The sequence below is a fragment of the Chromohalobacter moromii genome (assembly GCF_023091865.1).
GTDB lineage: Bacteria > Pseudomonadota > Gammaproteobacteria > Pseudomonadales > Halomonadaceae > Chromohalobacter > Chromohalobacter moromii.
In genome coordinates this window covers 373,119-389,507 of the sequence record NZ_JAHXDI010000001.1, presented here as the reverse complement: position 1 = coordinate 389,507, position 16,389 = coordinate 373,119, and the positions used below count along the sequence as shown (strand labels likewise).

11 protein-coding genes and 1 pseudogene are annotated in these 16,389 nt (G+C 59.7%); 7 read left to right on the top strand and 5 right to left on the bottom strand.

Going from position 1 to position 16,389, the window contains the following annotated elements:
* Nucleotides 1–57 precede the first annotated feature (57 nt).
* A complete protein-coding gene (gene fnr / locus KZO83_RS01760) occupies nucleotides 58–801 on the top strand; it encodes a fumarate/nitrate reduction transcriptional regulator Fnr (protein ID WP_178997702.1) in 744 nt (247 codons plus the stop codon).
* Between the two features lie 3 nt (nucleotides 802–804).
* Here the strand turns inward: fnr and ttcA are convergent, their stop codons facing one another.
* The 3 genes from ttcA to KZO83_RS01745 all read right to left on the bottom strand — a co-directional run bounded on the left by ttcA (nucleotide 805) and on the right by KZO83_RS01745 (nucleotide 4,257).
* Nucleotides 805–1,659 (bottom strand): tRNA 2-thiocytidine(32) synthetase TtcA, encoded by an 855-nt coding sequence (gene ttcA, locus KZO83_RS01755; RefSeq protein WP_178997700.1) that lies wholly within the window; start codon nucleotides 1,657–1,659, stop codon nucleotides 805–807.
* An 87-nt stretch (nucleotides 1,660–1,746) separates the two neighbouring features.
* Complete coding sequence (locus KZO83_RS01750; RefSeq protein ID WP_178997698.1) at nucleotides 1,747–2,364, bottom strand: 3'-5' exonuclease; 618 nt, start codon at nucleotides 2,362–2,364, stop codon at nucleotides 1,747–1,749.
* Between the two features lie 75 nt (nucleotides 2,365–2,439).
* Complete coding sequence (locus tag KZO83_RS01745) at nucleotides 2,440–4,257, bottom strand: putative nucleotidyltransferase substrate binding domain-containing protein (protein ID WP_178997696.1); 1,818 nt, start codon at nucleotides 4,255–4,257, stop codon at nucleotides 2,440–2,442.
* 557 nt (nucleotides 4,258–4,814) lie between these two features.
* Here KZO83_RS01745 and KZO83_RS01740 point away from each other — a divergent pair.
* From KZO83_RS01740 to mntR, 6 genes and pseudogenes are all read left to right on the top strand, one after another.
* Complete coding sequence (locus KZO83_RS01740) at nucleotides 4,815–5,075, top strand: DUF4212 domain-containing protein (RefSeq protein WP_178997694.1); 261 nt, start codon at nucleotides 4,815–4,817, stop codon at nucleotides 5,073–5,075.
* Nucleotides 5,076–5,081: 6 nt separating this feature from the next.
* Nucleotides 5,082–6,863, top strand: a complete 1,782-nt coding sequence (locus KZO83_RS01735) for a sodium:solute symporter family protein (protein WP_247619544.1) — start codon at nucleotides 5,082–5,084, stop codon at nucleotides 6,861–6,863.
* A gap of 93 nt (nucleotides 6,864–6,956) precedes the next feature.
* A complete protein-coding gene (locus tag KZO83_RS01730; protein ID WP_247619543.1) occupies nucleotides 6,957–7,472 on the top strand; it encodes a hypothetical protein in 516 nt (171 codons plus the stop codon).
* A gap of 66 nt (nucleotides 7,473–7,538) precedes the next feature.
* Nucleotides 7,539–11,489 (top strand): hybrid sensor histidine kinase/response regulator, encoded by a 3,951-nt coding sequence (locus KZO83_RS01725; protein ID WP_247619542.1) that lies wholly within the window; start codon nucleotides 7,539–7,541, stop codon nucleotides 11,487–11,489.
* Nucleotides 11,490–11,625: 136 nt separating this feature from the next.
* Nucleotides 11,626–12,906, top strand: coding sequence for an Nramp family divalent metal transporter (locus tag KZO83_RS01720; protein ID WP_247619541.1), 1,281 nt, complete (start codon nucleotides 11,626–11,628; stop codon nucleotides 12,904–12,906).
* Between the two features lie 10 nt (nucleotides 12,907–12,916).
* A pseudogene (gene mntR / locus KZO83_RS01715) lies at nucleotides 12,917–13,339 on the top strand (manganese-binding transcriptional regulator MntR); the annotation flags it as partial.
* Nucleotides 13,340–13,464: 125 nt separating this feature from the next.
* Here mntR and KZO83_RS01710 read toward each other — a convergent pair.
* Entirely contained in the window at nucleotides 13,465–14,127 is a 663-nt protein-coding gene (locus KZO83_RS01710) for a response regulator (RefSeq protein WP_040244569.1), read from the bottom strand.
* Nucleotides 14,128–14,386: 259 nt separating this feature from the next.
* Entirely contained in the window at nucleotides 14,387–16,336 is a 1,950-nt protein-coding gene (gene acs / locus KZO83_RS01705; protein ID WP_247620162.1) for an acetate--CoA ligase, read from the bottom strand.
* Nucleotides 16,337–16,389: the final 53 nt, after the last annotated feature.

Below are 16,389 nucleotides of genomic sequence, written 5' to 3'. Positions count from 1 at the left end.
GGCTTTGACGGGTTGCACGCGCTACCCTAAGGTAAGTTCGCCCAAGGAGAAAACGCCATGACCGACGACAACGCCGTATCGGCCTCGCCGATGCATGCCCATTGCCAGACATGTCGGCTCAACTCGTTGTGTCTTCCATTGGCGCTGGGGCTCGAGGATCTTGACGACTTCGACGCCATCATCCGACGGCGCGCGCCCCTCAAGCGCGGTGACACGCTTTTCAACGCCACGACGCCTTTCACGCACCTCTTCGCGGTACGCTGCGGCAGCCTCAAGCAAAGCGTCGCCCAAGCCCACGGCGAGGAGCGCATCACGCACTTTTACCTGCCCGGAGAGCTCGTGGGTCTGGACGGTCTTGCCAGCGGTGGTCATCCAGGCCGCGTCGAAGCGCTCGAAACCACTGCCGTATGCGCGATTCCCTTCGATCAACTGGACCGCCTCTCCGTTGATCTACCCGAGCTGCGCCATGCGCTCTACCGCAGCATGAGCCGCGAGCTTCACGACGACCGGCATTGGCTTTGCCGGCTCGCCGGCCACACGGCCGAGTCACGCCTCGCCAGTTTCATCATCGACGTGTCACACCGCTTTAAGCGCTGCGGTTTCTCCCCTACGCGTTTTCGCCTGCCCATGGCACGTGCCGATATCGGCAATCATCTCGGCCTGGCGGTGGAAACCATCAGTCGTCTAATGAGTCGTTTTCAGCAGGCCGGATTGATCCAAGTAGCGCGCCGCGAGATTACACTGCTCGAAGGCGAGCGCCTCGCTGCCGTAGCGCGCGGCGAGACGTCGCTTCGCGAGTGAGCATCACGCCTCGCGGGCCAGAACGTCGAGTGCCTCGATGCGCTGGCTCTGGAACTCGCGTTGCTTGTCTTCCAGCCCCACGAAATCGAAGAGGTTGCGGTCGGCCAACTGCGACGGCGCCACATTGGTGATCGACTTGAACATCGCTTCCAGGCGCCCGGGGTGTTTCTCTTCCCATTCCGCGAGCATCTCCTTGACCACCTGGCGCTGAAGATTGGGCTGCGAACCGCATAGGTTGCAGGGAATGATCGGAAACTCCCGCCACTCGGCATACTCGGCGATATCGGCCTCACGGCAATACGCCAAGGGCCTAATGACGACATTCTTGTTGTCGTCGGAGAGTAGTTTGGGGGGCATCGACTTGAGCGTGCCACCGAAGAACATATTGAGAAACAATGTCTCCAGCATGTCTTCGCGGTGATGGCCCAGCGCGATCTTGTTGGCACCAATCTCTTCGGCGAAGCCATACAGCGTGCCACGCCGCAATCGCGAGCAAAGCGCGCAGGTGGTTTTGCCTTCCGGGGTTTTCTCCTTGACCACCGAATAGGTATCGCGCTCGACGATGTGATAAGGCACGCCCACACCGTCCAGGTATTCGGGCAACACGTGCTCGGGGAACCCTGGCTGTTTCTGGTCGAGGTTGACGGCCACCAGCTCGAACGAAACGGGTGCGTTACGCTGCAGGTTCATGAGGATATCCAACATGGTGTAGGAATCCTTCCCGCCGGAGAGGCATACCATGACCTTGTCGCCGTCTCGAATCATCCCGTAGTCGACGATGGCGTTCCCCACCTGGCGCCGCAGGCGTTTTTGCAACTTATTGAATGCCAGTTTGTCTTGGCCGTTGAGTGCATGCATGACGATAGCGCTTTGGCCTGCCGTGGTGAGTGAAGCACCCCATGTTATCACCGCAGGCGACTACGACGAAGTATCGAGCCCAGCCGCTCAGGCGCTGATCGCACGCCCATGACACAGGCGCAGATACATCAGCGCCGTGGTCACGGCATCACCCAATGCCGTATGACGCCCCATGATGGGCACCCCCAAGGCCTCGCTCATGGCCTCGAAACGCACATCCGGCTCGATATCCGGCTGCACGCGCCGGCGTTCACGCGCATACAGCCGGCAGACATCCAGCGTTCGATTGGGTAGATCGAACCCCGTACGCGGGCGCAAGTGCCGATTGATGACCGCCACGTCGTAATCGATACACCAGCCGATCAACGGACGATTACCGATGAAGTCGAGCAAACGATCGAGTGCGTCACCCAACGCCTCGCCGCCCCACAGATCCACGCCGCGCAAGCCATGAATACGAATGGACTCCCCCGACAGGCTCTCCGGCCGCTGCAGGCGCAGATCCAACGACTCACTGGTCAGAACACGTCCATCGCGCACCTTGACCGCCGCCAGCGCCACTAACTCCGCACGCCGCGGGTCAAGATCGGTGGTCTCACAATCCAGAGCGATGACTTCGCTGCCGCAATACCGTTCGAAACGCCAGGCATGATGCCCGCCCAGTTGTCGGCGCCGATCACCGGCACGACGCAATGCTTTTATCATCGCAACCTCCCGTATACCCCTGACGATGGCCCGCGGAGCGTGACTCGACCTCGCGGCCCATGCCTGACGAGCACCTCAATATTCAAGATGAAAACGCTGTGACAAGCGTTGTTTGAATTCCTTGACCGTATGCAACGCCTCGCGCAGCAAGTCACGCTCGAAGCCGCTGAGGCGCTGAACGACCACGCGATTGGGCTCCTGCGACGCGTCGTTCCCCTCCAGGCTTTCCAACTGCTGACGCAGCCGCAGCTCGGAAAATAGCGACATGGCTTCGCCCAGATCGTCAGCGAAAGGCCGGTCGAGTCGACCGTCGTCAACCAATGCATCGAGACGCGCAAACGTCGAGGTGGCGGCGACTCGGCGCTCCAGCGCCAGCGTGCGCACGCCATGCACGATGGGAAAAATGCCTCCTTTCTTGATGTCGATGCCATGCTCCGGACGCTTGAGCGTGCCAAACAGGGTCAGCGGGGTGGAGTAACGCAATACGCCCCGCGCGAAGTAAGACAACAGCAACTCATCGTGGGAGCCGCGCGCGAACAAGTGCTCACGAAGACCTTCGAGCAAGCTCGCGTTACCGGCGATGGCATGGGCGTCGAGCATGATGGCGAGATTCATCAATGCATCTGGATCGCGACTCGAGGCCCAGCGAGCGATTTTGCCGCGCCATGCCGACTCGCTCGCTACCCACTGCGGATTGGAGACCATGATGTTGCCCGGGCAAGGCGGATAGCCAAGCCTGCCCAGCGTGTCGGTCAGGGCACCCATGGCGTCCTCGATACCCGGCCAATCGCTGCCATCGGCCAGAATCAGGGCATTGTCCTGATCGGTCTTGAGGATCTGTTCGCCGCGCCCCTCGCTGCCCATGACAAGCAGGCATGACTGAGACTGACGATCCTCGGGTATCAAGAACCGGAACGCCTTGTGGATGATCCGACCGTTGAGCGCCGCCAGAAGCTCCATGGCGAAGCGCAACTTCACGCCTTGCGCCGTCAATGTCTGAATCAACTGAGGCAGACGCGCGCTGGCACGCGCTAACGCCTCGATATCCTCCGCCTGCTCGATCTGCAGGCTAACGGCATGGGCGCGGCTCGAAAAATACCCCAGCACATCGGTCAACTCGACGACGCCCACCGCCTGCGCGCCCTCCATGACCACGACACGCGCCACCTCATGGCGCGTCATGCTCACCAACGCGGTAAAGAGATAGTCGTCGGCGTGCGAGGTGATCAGCGTGAAATGCGCAATGCCGCCCACCTCGGCGGAGTGCGGCAAGCCTTGCTGAACCAGCGCATCGAGAAGGTCAGTCTTGGTGACCATCCCGCAGCGTCCCGCATGGCTGACCAGCAAGCTATCGGCATGACGCTCGCGCAAATGCGTGACGGCCTCGGCAATCGTAGTATGCCCTTCGACCACGACGGGTTCGCGCATGCATTCCGCCACCCGTGCCAGCATGAAGCGTGCCATGCTCATGCCCCCTTCTGCGCGTCGCTCGAGCACATGGCGCGCCTTTTCGGCCAGATGCTGCCGAAAGTAGTTATCGAAGGCGGGGTACGCAGTGCAAATGTCCTCGAACAACGCGCGCGGCAGCAAATAACATAGACTTTCTTGCTCGGCCTGAAAGCGGTAGCGACTGGTGCCGTTGAGAATGCTGATCGCCCCAAACAGATCGCCCGCCGTGTAGTGGCCGATACGCCGCTCCCTCTCGCTAGCGTTGAGATCGAGTTCCGCCACTTCACCTTTGTGAATCAGGAATACATGCTCACCGGGTTGACCGGCATCGAGTATCACCTCGCTCTCATTGAAATAGGCGAGATCGACTCCGTCCCGGACACGCTGCCGTCCTTTGTCATCGAGCAAGCTGAAAGGTGGTTGCAAGAGGTTGATATCGACCATGGTAGTACCCTCGTCCTGTGCCGACCCTGGCACGACTTGGTGTCATCATTACCGCTTCATGTTCCTTATACTTTTCGGTAACACGGCCGAAAGATGATTACCATATTACGTGATCAAGAGTAGCAAAGCTGACTTTTATTACGACACATAGACTATCGTTCTACGTTGATATCGCACCCCAAAAACCGCCATTGACTTATGCTCCACTGGGCTCACTTACATCTTTTTTATAAGCCTGCTACAAATCCTCACTCCCTTTCATAACCTCATGACAAACATGAAAATTCAAAAAATGACTCTTTAAACTAATGGCTTGATACCAAAGTATGGGGTTCTTTTTTCGCCGTCATTGGCCACTATCATCAGTATGGCTATTCAAGGCAATCCCAGGTAGTTAACACTCGGCGGACAGCACAGTCATTATCGATAAAAGTCTAGCGCCACTATCGTATCAATGACGTTACCCTACAGAGTGTTCTATACCTGCGATTGCTTTGAAGCGTCTCGCACACTCTCATCACAACACCAACATATCCCTACCAGTGGAGAGCGACACCATGGCAGATGAAAAATCCAATGCCGAAGCTTACTGGAAAGCCAACGTGCGTCTAATAACCGGCTGCCTGATCGTATGGGCACTCGTCTCGTACGGGTGCGCGATATTGCTGCGCCCCCTGCTATCCAGCATTCCCGTCGGCGGCACTGACCTGGGCTTCTGGTTTGCTCAACAGGGCTCCATTCTGACGTTCATTGGCCTGATCTTCTTCTATGCCTGGAAGATGAATCGGCTGGACAAGCAATACGGACTCGAGGAGTAAGCCAGCATGAGTCAATTTGCCATCAATATCCTGTTCGTCGGCGCTTCTTTTGCTCTATACATTGGCATCGCTATCTGGGCCAAGGCGGGCTCAACCAAAGATTTCTATGTCGCCGGGGGTGGCGTACACCCGATCACCAACGGCATGGCGATAGGCGCTGACTGGATGTCCGCCGCATCGTTCATTTCCATGGCGGGCCTCATCGCCGCTGGCGGCTATGCCAACTCCACCTTTCTAATGGGCTGGACCGGCGGTTATGTACTTCTGGCCCTGCTATTGGCGCCTTACCTGAGAAAATTCGGCAAGTTCACGGTGCCCGAGTTCATTGGCGACCGTTTCTACAGCCGCACGGCACGCATGGTGGCCGTCGTCTGTCTGATCGTGGCGTCCCTGACGTACGTCATCGGCCAAATGGCCGGCGCTGGCGTCGCTTTTTCACGCTTTCTGGAGGTCGATGCGACTACCGGCCTGATCATCGCCGCCGTCGTGGTGTTCTTCTATTCCGTGCTGGGTGGCATGAAGGGCATCACATACACGCAGGTGGCTCAGTACATCGTCCTGATCGTCGCCTATACCATTCCGGCAGTCTTCATCTCACTGGAACTGACTGGCAACCCGCTTCCGCCGCTAGGTCTGTTCTCCGATCATAGCGCGTCGGGCGAACCGCTCTTGTCCAAGCTCAACGAAGTCGTGACCGCACTGGGCTTCAATGCTTATACGGCAATGGTGGACAACAAGCTCAACATGGTGCTGTTCACGCTGTCGCTGATGATCGGCACGGCCGGCTTGCCCCACGTCATCATGCGCTTCTTCACCGTACCCAAGGTCGCCGATGCACGCTGGTCCGCCGGCTGGGCACTGGTGTTCATCGGCCTGCTCTATCTGACCGCACCGGCGGTGGCCTCCATGGCACGCTTGAACCTGATGACTACCATCTATCCCGACATGGCGGGTCAGGTCGAGAATTACGACGCCGCCGCCTCCAACGCCATCGCCTACGGCGACCGTCCCGATTGGATTCGGACCTGGGAAGAAACTGGGCTGATCACCTTCGAGGACAAGAACAACGACGGCAACATCCAGTTCTACAACGACAGCACCGATTTCGCGGATCGCGGCTGGCAGGGCAACGAGTTGACCGTCAATAACGACATCCTGGTATTGGCCAACCCGGAGATCGCCAATCTGCCCTCCTGGGTCATCGGGCTGATCGCCGCCGGCGGCCTGGCAGCGGCACTCTCCACTGCTGCCGGACTGCTACTGGCCATCTCCTCGGCGATCAGTCATGACTTGATAAAAGGCGCCATCAACCCACGAATAACCGAACGAGGGGAGTTAAAAGCGGCCCGTATTTCGATGTCGATCGCCATCGTGGTTGCCACTTACCTCGGTGCCAATCCACCAGGGTTCGCAGCACAGGTCGTGGCATTGGCCTTCGGCATCGCCGCTGCCTCACTGTTCCCGGTGCTGATGATGGGGATCTTCTCCAAGCGGGTGAATAATAAGGGGGCCATCGCGGGGATGTTGTCAGGGCTAACCTTCACCCTCGTCTACATCTTCATCTACAAAGGCTGGTTCTTTATCCCCGGCACCAATAATCTGGCGGATACGCCTGAAAATTGGGTGCTCGGCATCTCACCGCTGTCTATCGGCGCGGTAGGTGCGATCATCAACTTCGCGGTAGCCTACCTCGTGTCCAAATCATCCGAGGAACCGCCCCGGGAGATCCAGGAACTGGTGGAAAGCGTGCGCTACCCCAAAGGTGCTGGTGGTGCCGTCAATCACTAAGCCATAATACCCACTGGCTCGGCGGGCCCGGGCCACGGGATCACACTATCGGGCTTCCCAGGGGGAGGCCCGATTTCGTTGCAGGGAGACATTATGATTTGGCAATTGATAGCGGTGATATTTGCCGGCCTCGGCGCGGCCGGGATCGGGTTGATCCTGCGGCAGCTCAGCGGCAAGCGCTTACCCCGCTGGATCGTGCCGGCACTAGCAGGCGTAGGAATGCTCAGCTATCAGATCTACTATGAATACAGTTGGCTAGCCACCAAACAGCAGCAACTGCCCGACTCCGCCGAGGTCGTCGATGTCGAATACGATTCGATGTTTTGGCGGCCATGGACGTACCTATACCCCTTACCCGTCGCCTTCGAGGTGATCGATCGCGATCATTTACGCACCACCGAGGCCCACGGCCAACGCATGGTGGAATTCATCCTCTATCGTTTCGAGAAACAGGTCACGGATCGCGTAACCCACCAGACCTATCTGATGAACTGCAGCGAACGGGAATGGGTGCCGCTAATCGGCGATGAGCGTCAACCAGACGCCTCAGCGCTGCACGATATTGGCACCGAGAACCCGCTTTACCAGACCCTGTGTGAAACCTCCTGAGCATACGGACGACTGACGCGCGCCAGCGGATTACCCTAGAATGGCCGCAAACATAGGGGAGAGAGCATGTTTGCTGGCTGGCTACTGATCGTCATATCGCTGATCTACATTGCCGTATTGTTTGCCATCGCCTGGCGTGGCGATAGCCAAGCCAAGCGCCATGGACCGGGCAGACGGCGCCCCATCGTCTACAGCCTCGCGCTGGCGGTCTACTGTACGTCGTGGACGTTCTATGGCGCCGTCGGCGAGGCTGCTACGTCGGGCTGGTCATTCGCCAGCATCTTTGTCGGTCCGATCCTGACCTTCCTGCTGTTCTGGCCCGTATTGGCCAAGATGATCCGCGTCGCCAAACGCCAGAACGTGACTTCGATCGCCGACTTCATCGCCTCACGCTATGGCAAGACCCAGTCATTGGCGGCATTCGCCAGCCTCGTGGCCTTGATCGGCACACTGCCCTACATTGCCTTGCAACTGAAGGCCGTGGCCTCGGCATTCACCGTTTTGACCGACAGCGCCGACCTGACGCGTGCCCCTGTGTTCGGCGATACGGCCTTCTATATCGCCGCCGTCATGGCGCTGTTCGCCATTCTCTTCGGCACGCGACATACCGATGCCACCGAGCATCATGAGGGCCTGATTCACGCCATCGCCTTCGAATCGCTGGTCAAACTGGTCGCCTTCCTGGTGCTCGGCGCCTACGTCACTTGGGGCATGTTCGACGGCCTCGGCGACCTGTTCGGCCGCGCCGATACTCATCTAGAATTGCAGCGCCAACTGACTGAGCAGGATTTCGGCCACGGCTTCTGGGCACAGACGCTACTCGCGATGCTGGCGATCTTCTGCCTGCCCCGCCAGTTTCACCTCGCCGTGGTCGAAAACACCCACGCAGACGACGCCAAGCGCGCCCGCTGGCTATTTCCGGTGTATCTGGCCGCCATAGGCTTCTTCGTGCTGCCCATCGCAGCAGCGGGCCTGACGATGTTTCCCGATGGCGACGTCAACCCCGATACCTTCATGCTGGCGCTACCCATGGCCGGCGGCAGCGAATGGCTGGGACTACTCACCTTCATCGGCGGGCTCTCGGCAGCGACCGGCATGGTCATCATGGCCGCCGTGGCGGTGTCGATCATGATCTCCAACGAGATCATCATTCCGGTACTGTTCCGTCTACGCTGGTTCGTCACCGAAGGCGACTACGCCAAGCTGGTGCTACGAGCACGACGTGCGACCATCGTCGTCATCCTGCTGCTGGCCTACATCTTTTATCGCCTGATCGCCGAATACAGCACCTTGGCCTCGACGGGCATGCTGTCGTTCGCTGCGGCCGCCCAGTTCGCGCCTGCTTTGCTGGGCGGCTTGTACTGGAAACGCGGCAATCGTCTCGGTGTGATCGCCGGCATGAACGTCGGCTTCGCGGTATGGGCCTACACCCTGCTGCTGCCGGCCCTGGTGCAGGCCGAATTGCTGCCGATGACCTGGTTGACCAGCGGCCCCTTGGGGCTCGACTGGCTGGCACCGACGCATCTGTTCGGGCTCAACGTCGGTGACAGTTTCACCCATGGCGTCATGTTGTCCTTGGGACTCAACCTGTTCTGCTACATCTTTGTCTCGCAGATCACCCCACAGCGCGTCGTCGAGCGCATCCAGGCATCATTATTCGTCGATAGCGTCGAAACTCGCCAGACCTCGGTCAACCGCCCCTGGACCGGTGCTACCACGGTGGGTGATCTCAAGGTCCTCTGCGAGCGCTTCTTGGGCACCAGCCAGGTACAGCGTGCCTTCGAGGACTATTCACGCCGTGGCGGCCAGTCCGTGGACGACAATACCCGCGCCTCGATCGACGTCATTCAGTTCACCGAACGGCTATTGTCGTCGGTACTCGGGGCATCCTCGGCACGCATTGTGGTCAATTCGGCGCTGCAAGGGCGCGGCATCGGCATCTCCGATGTCATCTCGATCGTCGACGAAGCCTCGCAGGTGCTGGAGTTCAACCGCGCCTTGCTGCAAGCAACCATCGAGAACATCAACCAGGGCATCAGCGTGATCGATCAGAACGCGCGTCTGGTGGTGTGGAACCAGCGTTATCTGGAGCTGTTTCGTTTCCCCGACAGTCTGATCCGAGTCAACGCGCCGTTCGACAAGATCCTCCGCTACAACGCGCATAACGGCGAATACGGTCCCGGCGACCCCGAGGAACACGTAGAACTCTTGATGGACAACATCCGCCAGGGGCAACCGCACCGCTACGTGCGTTACCGCCAGGATGGCACGGTGCTCGAGGTTCAGGGCAATCCCATGCCAGGCGGTGGATTCGTCTACACCTATCAGGACATTACCCAGCAAAAGCGCACCGAAGAGGCGCTGATCCGCTCCGAGAACAACATTCGCATCTACACCGACAATGTGCCGGCGCTGATCGCCTATTTCGACAAGGAATGCCGCTACCTCTTCACCAATCGTGCCTATGAAGCGGCGATGGGCATCGATCGCAACGAAGCGATCGGCGAGCGTTTCGACCACGTCATGCCCGCCCAGGTCATCCGCGAGCGTTCGCCGTGGATGCATCGTGTTCTGGCTGGCGAGCGGGTGAGCTTCGAAATCTCACAGGACGACGGCGACGGCGGCGTACGCTACATGCTGGTGACCTACACGCCCCACTTCGGCGAAGGCGAAAGCGTACTCGGGTTCTTCGCCCTCTATCAGGACATCACCGAGCGCCGCCTGGCCGAAATTGCCCTGCGCGAAACCAACGAAAATCTCGAGGAACGCGTCCGCGAGCGGACCCAGGCGCTGTCGGAAGCCAACGCCGCCCTGCGCCAGGAAAACCGTGTGCGCGCCGAGGCCGAGTCGGCGCTGCGCCAAGCCAAGCAGGTCGCCGAGGAGGCCAACGCCTCGAAGACACGCTTTCTGGCCGCCGCCAGTCATGACCTGCTCCAACCGCTAAACGCCGCGCGTCTTTTCACCTCGGCACTGGGGCAGCAGGTCGAGGCCGATGAGCTGCGTCATACCATCGGCCATATCGACAATTCGCTACAGGCTGCCGAGGAGCTTTTGAGCACGTTGCTCGACATCTCCAAACTCGATGCCGGCGCCCTGACACCCCGTCGCACACAGTTCCCGTTGACCGACATCCTGCGCCCGCTGCGCGCCGAGTTCGAAGTCATGGCGACGGATCGTGGGCTCGACCTGGATGTCGTTGCTACTGGGACCTGGGTGGACAGCGACGCCCAGATGTTACGACGCATCGTGCAAAATTTCCTCTCCAACGCGCTGCGCTATACACAGCAGGGGCGGGTGCTGCTGGGTTGCCGGCGCCAGGGCGAGCAATTAAGCATCGAGGTCTGGGATACCGGTCCGGGCATTCCCGAGGCCAAGCAGACGGAAATCTTCCAGGAATTTCGTCGCCTCGATCAGGCCTCGCGTCATAAGGAAAGCGAGAAAGGCCTGGGGCTCGGGTTATCCATCGCCGACCGTATGAGCCGAGTGCTCGAGCATCCCATCAAGATTCGTTCGTGGGAAAATGTCGGCACCGTCTTTTCAGTGTCGGTGCCTCGCGTCGAAGGGCGTCAACAGGAAAAGAGCGCCGAGGACACACCCACGCGGCGTCCCGGCAACAAACTCGCGGGCGCCAGAATCCTGTGTATCGACAACGAGACCCTGATTCTCGAGGGCATGAAAGCGATGCTCGAGGGCTGGGAGTGTGAAGTATTCACCGCCACGTCCATCGGCGGCGCCAAGTCGGTGCTGCGGCATCTGGATAGCGATCCCGAGGCTATTCTCGCCGATTACCATCTGGACAACGAGGTCACCGGCTTGATGGCCTTGGAAGCGCTCGAGGAACTCTGTGAAGGCCCCGTTCCAGGTATCGTGATCACCGCCGACCGTACCGACGAGGTCGCCGAGGAGATCCGTCGCAATGGCTATCAGTTGCTGCTCAAACCGGTGCGCCCCGCCGCCTTGCGGGCGCTTTTGACACGCACCCTGCAAGCCAACCGCGCCGTTCGACAGGATACCTAAGCGTGCGCGGGTAACTTCGGATGCAACTAATAGTCAAACTCAATCGACTCTTGGGACAAGGGCTATTGGTCAACCTAGGGCCTCTAAGTTAACCTTCAGACATTCGATTAACCATGGTTAACTTAGAGTCGCTACCATGCTGAGTACAATTTCTGACAGCGCAATACGCGCGCAAGCGGCGTCGACACTCAACGGGAAGGCACAGCGCTGGGGATGGACGGCCTTCTTCGGCCCCGCACTGATCGCAGCGGTGGCCTATATCGATCCCGGCAACTTCGCCACCAATATCGAAGCGGGCTCGCGCTACGGCTATACTCTGCTGTGGGTAGTGCTCGTCGCCAATCTGATGGCCATGCTGATCCAGACCCTGTCAGCACGTCTGGGACTGGCCACCGGGCGCAACCTGCCCCAAGTGATTCGCGCACGCTATCCACGCCCCGTGGTCTGGTGCTATTGGATACAAGCAGAAATCGTAGCCATCGCCACCGACCTCGCCGAGTTTCTCGGTGCGGCGCTGGCCTTCAACCTGCTGTTTGGGTTGTCATTGATGGAAGGCGCATTGCTCACCGGGGCGATCACCTATCTAGCGCTGCATCTCTACCGCTACGGCTTCCGACTCATGGAAATCGTCATCGGCGCCATGATTCTGGCCGTGGCAGGTGGTTTCATCCTCGAGCTGGCGCTCAGCCGGCCGGAACCGACGCCGCTCCTCGAGGGTCTGCTCATTCCCGGCTTCCCGGATAGCTATTCGCTCTACCTGGCGGCGGGCATACTCGGCGCTACGGTCATGCCGCATGTGATCTACCTGCACTCGGCACTGTCGCAGCAACGGATTCAGGTGAAAGACGACGCCCATCGATTGCGCTTGATGCGTTACTACCGCCTGGATGTCATCATCGGCATGGCCATCGCTGGCATGATCAATCTCAGCATGCTGGCCATGGCGGCAGCAGCCTTTCATGCCAATGGCCATCTTGATGTCGCCACCATCAGTGACAGCTATAAACTACTGGCACCGATGCTCGGCCAGGTCACGGCCAGCCATGTTTTCGGCGCCGCCTTACTACTCGCTGGTCTATCGTCGTCCATCGTCGGCACGCTCTCGGGGCAGGTGATCATGCAAGGCTTCATGTCTTTTACGATCCCTCTGTGGCTACGCCGCCTAGTGACCATGCTGCCGGCGCTGGTGATCATCATGCTTGGCGTGTCCGAGCAGAAGGCCTTGGTCGCCAGTCAGGTGATTCTTAGCTTCGGAATACCGTTCGCTCTCATACCACTGCTTTTTTTCACCGCCAATCGCCGTATCATGGGCAACCTAGTCAATCACAAATCGGTAACCGTGGTGGGCGGTATTGTGTGCACGTTGATCGTCGCCCTCAACGCGTACGTGCTATTTTCTACGTTCACGGGACACTGAAAGCAGGGGTTGCATGAAGTCTCAGCCCAAGCACGAATATTTCAAACGCGTCCGGCAGGATCATCAGACCGAATTGGTCGAAGATTATGTCGAGGAAATCGCGCACCTGCATACGCAACTGGGCGAAGCGCGCGCCAGCGATCTGGCCGAGTGTTTCGGCGTCAGCGCGGCGGCGGTGTCGAAAGTCATCGCACGCTTGAAACGCGACGGGCTTGCCGTCGCTCGTCCCTACCGCGGAATCTTCCTGACCGACGAGGGAGATGCGCTCGCCAAGCGCGTCATGGCACGCCACCGGGTGGTACTCGATGCCTTGCGAGCGCTCGGTGTGCCCGAGGAAGTAGCACGTGCCGACTCCGAGGGCATCGAGCATCACTGTAGTGAGGAAACCGTGAACGCCATGCGCGACTTCCTGCGCCGCCAATCGCATTCATAGGCCCCCTGGATAGCCTTGGGAGCACGCTCTGATACGCAGATACGAAGAAGCCGCTCCCATTAAGCGACGGGAACGGCTTCTTGCCTCTCACATGGCCTCGTCTCGTATGCTGTCGCCAAGACAGCCTAGGACTCGACCTTGGGCGGTTCGACCTCGAGCTTCTGTGCGGCGATGACCGCCTGTGTGCGCGAATGCACACCCAGTTTGCGGAGAATCGCCGTGACATGCGCTTTGATGGTCGCCTCCGACACGTTGAGTTCATAGGCGATCTGTTTGTTGAGCAGACCTTCGTTCAACATGTTAAGTACCCGGAACTGCTGGGGTGTCAGCGAGGCGATGGCTTCGGCAAAGCGCGCTTCATCTTCGTTCGACTCCCCGAGCACATCGGCCATCTCCTCGGGCAACCAGACCTCCCCTTCGAGCACTTGTCGGATCGCCTCGGCGATAACATCCAACGACGAGGACTTGGGAATGAAACCCGATGCACCGTAGTCGATGGCACGACGCACTACGGGCGGCTCCTCGCTGCCCGAAATGACGACCACGGGCACCTCGGGCGACTGACCGCGCAGTTGGATCAGTCCCGAAAAGCCATGCGCACCCGGCATGTGCAAGTCGAGCAAGATCAGGTCGGCATCGGGATGGCGCATTACCATGTCGGACGTCGCCTCCATGGTATCGGCTTCGACGATCTCCGCCTGTGGCGCTACTTGGCGCAACGCCTGGTTGAGCGCGGCACGAAATAGCGGGTGGTCATCGGCGACGATGAATTTCTGGGCAAAAGCCATTGTGTCTCCTCCGGATCCCCCTGGAGCGAACGGTCGTGCCGCGATTGTCATCGGCAAGCATCAGGTTCACTTCTTGTTTTCAGCATGTTACCCCATGCTGTAGACAATACCCAAGCCTTGCGTCGACGCACCCCCGAACGTTCCTGGTGGCACGAAAAAGCCGGCCATCGGCCGGCGAAAGTCGGGCGGGTACCCGAGGCAAGCTGGCGTGCTGCCCCGTGTCGAACGAACCGACGCTAGATACCCACCCCAACGCGTATCAACGATTGGCGCGGTGCTCGATCAACTCATCGACCACGCTCGGGTCAGCCAGCGTACTGGTATCACCCAAGCCCTCGCACTCGTTAGCGGCGATCTTACGCAAGATACGCCGCATAATCTTGCCGGAACGGGTCTTCGGCAGCCCCGGCGCCCACTGAATGACATCCGGTGTCGCGATCGGCCCGATATCCTTGCGCACCCACTGCGTCAACTCCTTGCGTAGCTCCTCGCTAGGTTCGACGTCGTCGCCCAGGGTCACGTAAATGTAGATGCCCTGCCCCTTGATGTCGTGGGGATATCCCACCACAGCGGCCTCGGCCACAGCGCTGTGCGCCACCAACGAGGATTCGATCTCAGCGGTGCCCATGCGGTGACCGGAAACGTTGAGTACGTCGTCGATGCGGCCAGTGATCCAGTAGTAGCCATCCTCGTCGCGACGGCAGCCATCGCCAGTGAAGTAGACACCTTCGTAAGGAGAGAAGTACGTCTGCACGAAGCGCTCGTGATCGTTCCAGATGGTGCGCGCCTGACCAGGCCAAGAATCGAGGAGCACCAGATTGCCCGAGGTGGCGCCTTCGAGCACATTGCCCTCGTTGTCGAGCAGCGCCGGGCGCACGCCGAAAAACGGCCGCGTGGCGGAGCCTGGCTTGAGATCAGTGGCCCCCGGCAGCGGCGTGATCATGATGCCACCGGTCTCGGTCTGCCACCAGGTGTCGACGATCGGGCAGCGCGAGTTACCGATCACACGGTGGAACCAACTCCACGCCTCGGGGTTGATTGGCTCCCCCACCGAACCCAGCACACGCAGGCTATCACGCTGACTCGAATCCATGATGTTCTCGCCATGCGCCATCAACGCGCGAATGGCGGTCGGCGAGGTATAGAGGATCGATACCTGGTGCTTGTCGATGATCTCGCCGAGACGCCCGTGGGTGGGATAGCTTGGCACACCTTCGAACATCAGCGTGGTCGCGCCGTTGGCCAGCGGGCCATAGACGATGTAGCTATGCCCGGTGACCCAGCCCACGTCGGCGCTGCACCAGTACACTTCACCTTCGTGGTAGTCGAATACGTAGCGATGCGTCAGCGCCGCATAGAGCAGATAGCCCCCGGTGGTGTGCTTGAGCCCCTTGGGACGCCCAGTGGAGCCGGAGGTATAGAGGATGAACAGCGCATCCTCGGCGTTCATCTTCTCCGCCGGGCATTCGCTGGACTGGCGATCGACCCACTCGTGGTACCAGGCGTCGCGGTCGTCGTGCCATTCGATCTCGCCACCGGTGCGGCGCACGACCAGCACTTTGTCGACGATATCGGTGCCGTCACGTGTCATCGCGGCGTCGACGTTGTCCTTGAGCGGTACGTGCTTGCCACCGCGTACTGACTCGTCGGCCGTGATCACCACGCGTGACTGAGCATCGACCACGCGTTGTGCCAGCGCATCTGGCGAGAAGCCACCGAAAACCACCGAATGGATCGCCCCGATACGCGCACATGCCAGCATCGCCACCGACGCCTCGGGGATCATTGGCATGTAGAGCGTCACGGTGTCGCCCTTGGTAACCCCCATTTCCTTGAGTGCGTTGCTCAAGCGGCACACCTCAGCATGCAGCTCACGGTAGGTAATGGTCTTGTCCTGCCCCGGATCGTCGCCTTCCCAGATGATCGCCGGCTGATCGCCGCGGGTCTCGAGATGGCGATCGAGGCAGTTGTAGGCGGCGTTGAGTTCGCCATCTTCGAACCAGCGAATATCCACGTTGGAGGCGGCGAATGAAGTGTTCTTGATCTTGGTCGGCGCCTTGAACCAATCCAGCGACTCGGCCTGTTCCGCCCAGAAGCCTTCGGGATCGTCGACGGAGCGCTGATAAAGGCTCAGATACGCCTCGTTATCCGCCCAGGCATTGGCGGCGAACTCCTCCGCCACCGGGTAGACTTTCTGCTGTTCGGTCATGGCTTCCTCGCAAAGGTCGAGAAATGGATGATCGGCCACACGCTTGCCAACGT

Excerpts from the sequence above, each read along its gene's own strand:
- KZO83_RS01710 (WP_040244569.1), bottom strand. The coding sequence starts at position 14,127 with ATGGCTTTTGCCCAGAAATTCATCGTCGCCGATGACCACCCGCTATTT.
- ttcA (WP_178997700.1), bottom strand. The coding sequence starts at position 1,659 with ATGCATGCACTCAACGGCCAAGACAAACTGGCATTCAATAAGTTGCAA.
- KZO83_RS01750 (WP_178997698.1), bottom strand. The coding sequence starts at position 2,364 with ATGATAAAAGCATTGCGTCGTGCCGGTGATCGGCGCCGACAACTGGGC.
- fnr (WP_178997702.1), top strand. The coding sequence starts at position 58 with ATGACCGACGACAACGCCGTATCGGCCTCGCCGATGCATGCCCATTGC.
- acs (WP_247620162.1), bottom strand. The coding sequence starts at position 16,336 with ATGACCGAACAGCAGAAAGTCTACCCGGTGGCGGAGGAGTTCGCCGCC.
- KZO83_RS01720 (WP_247619541.1), top strand. The coding sequence starts at position 11,626 with ATGCTGAGTACAATTTCTGACAGCGCAATACGCGCGCAAGCGGCGTCG.
- KZO83_RS01730 (WP_247619543.1), top strand. The coding sequence starts at position 6,957 with ATGATTTGGCAATTGATAGCGGTGATATTTGCCGGCCTCGGCGCGGCC.
- KZO83_RS01735 (WP_247619544.1), top strand. The coding sequence starts at position 5,082 with ATGAGTCAATTTGCCATCAATATCCTGTTCGTCGGCGCTTCTTTTGCT.
- KZO83_RS01725 (WP_247619542.1), top strand. The coding sequence starts at position 7,539 with ATGTTTGCTGGCTGGCTACTGATCGTCATATCGCTGATCTACATTGCC.
- KZO83_RS01745 (WP_178997696.1), bottom strand. The coding sequence starts at position 4,257 with ATGGTCGATATCAACCTCTTGCAACCACCTTTCAGCTTGCTCGATGAC.
- KZO83_RS01740 (WP_178997694.1), top strand. The coding sequence starts at position 4,815 with ATGGCAGATGAAAAATCCAATGCCGAAGCTTACTGGAAAGCCAACGTG.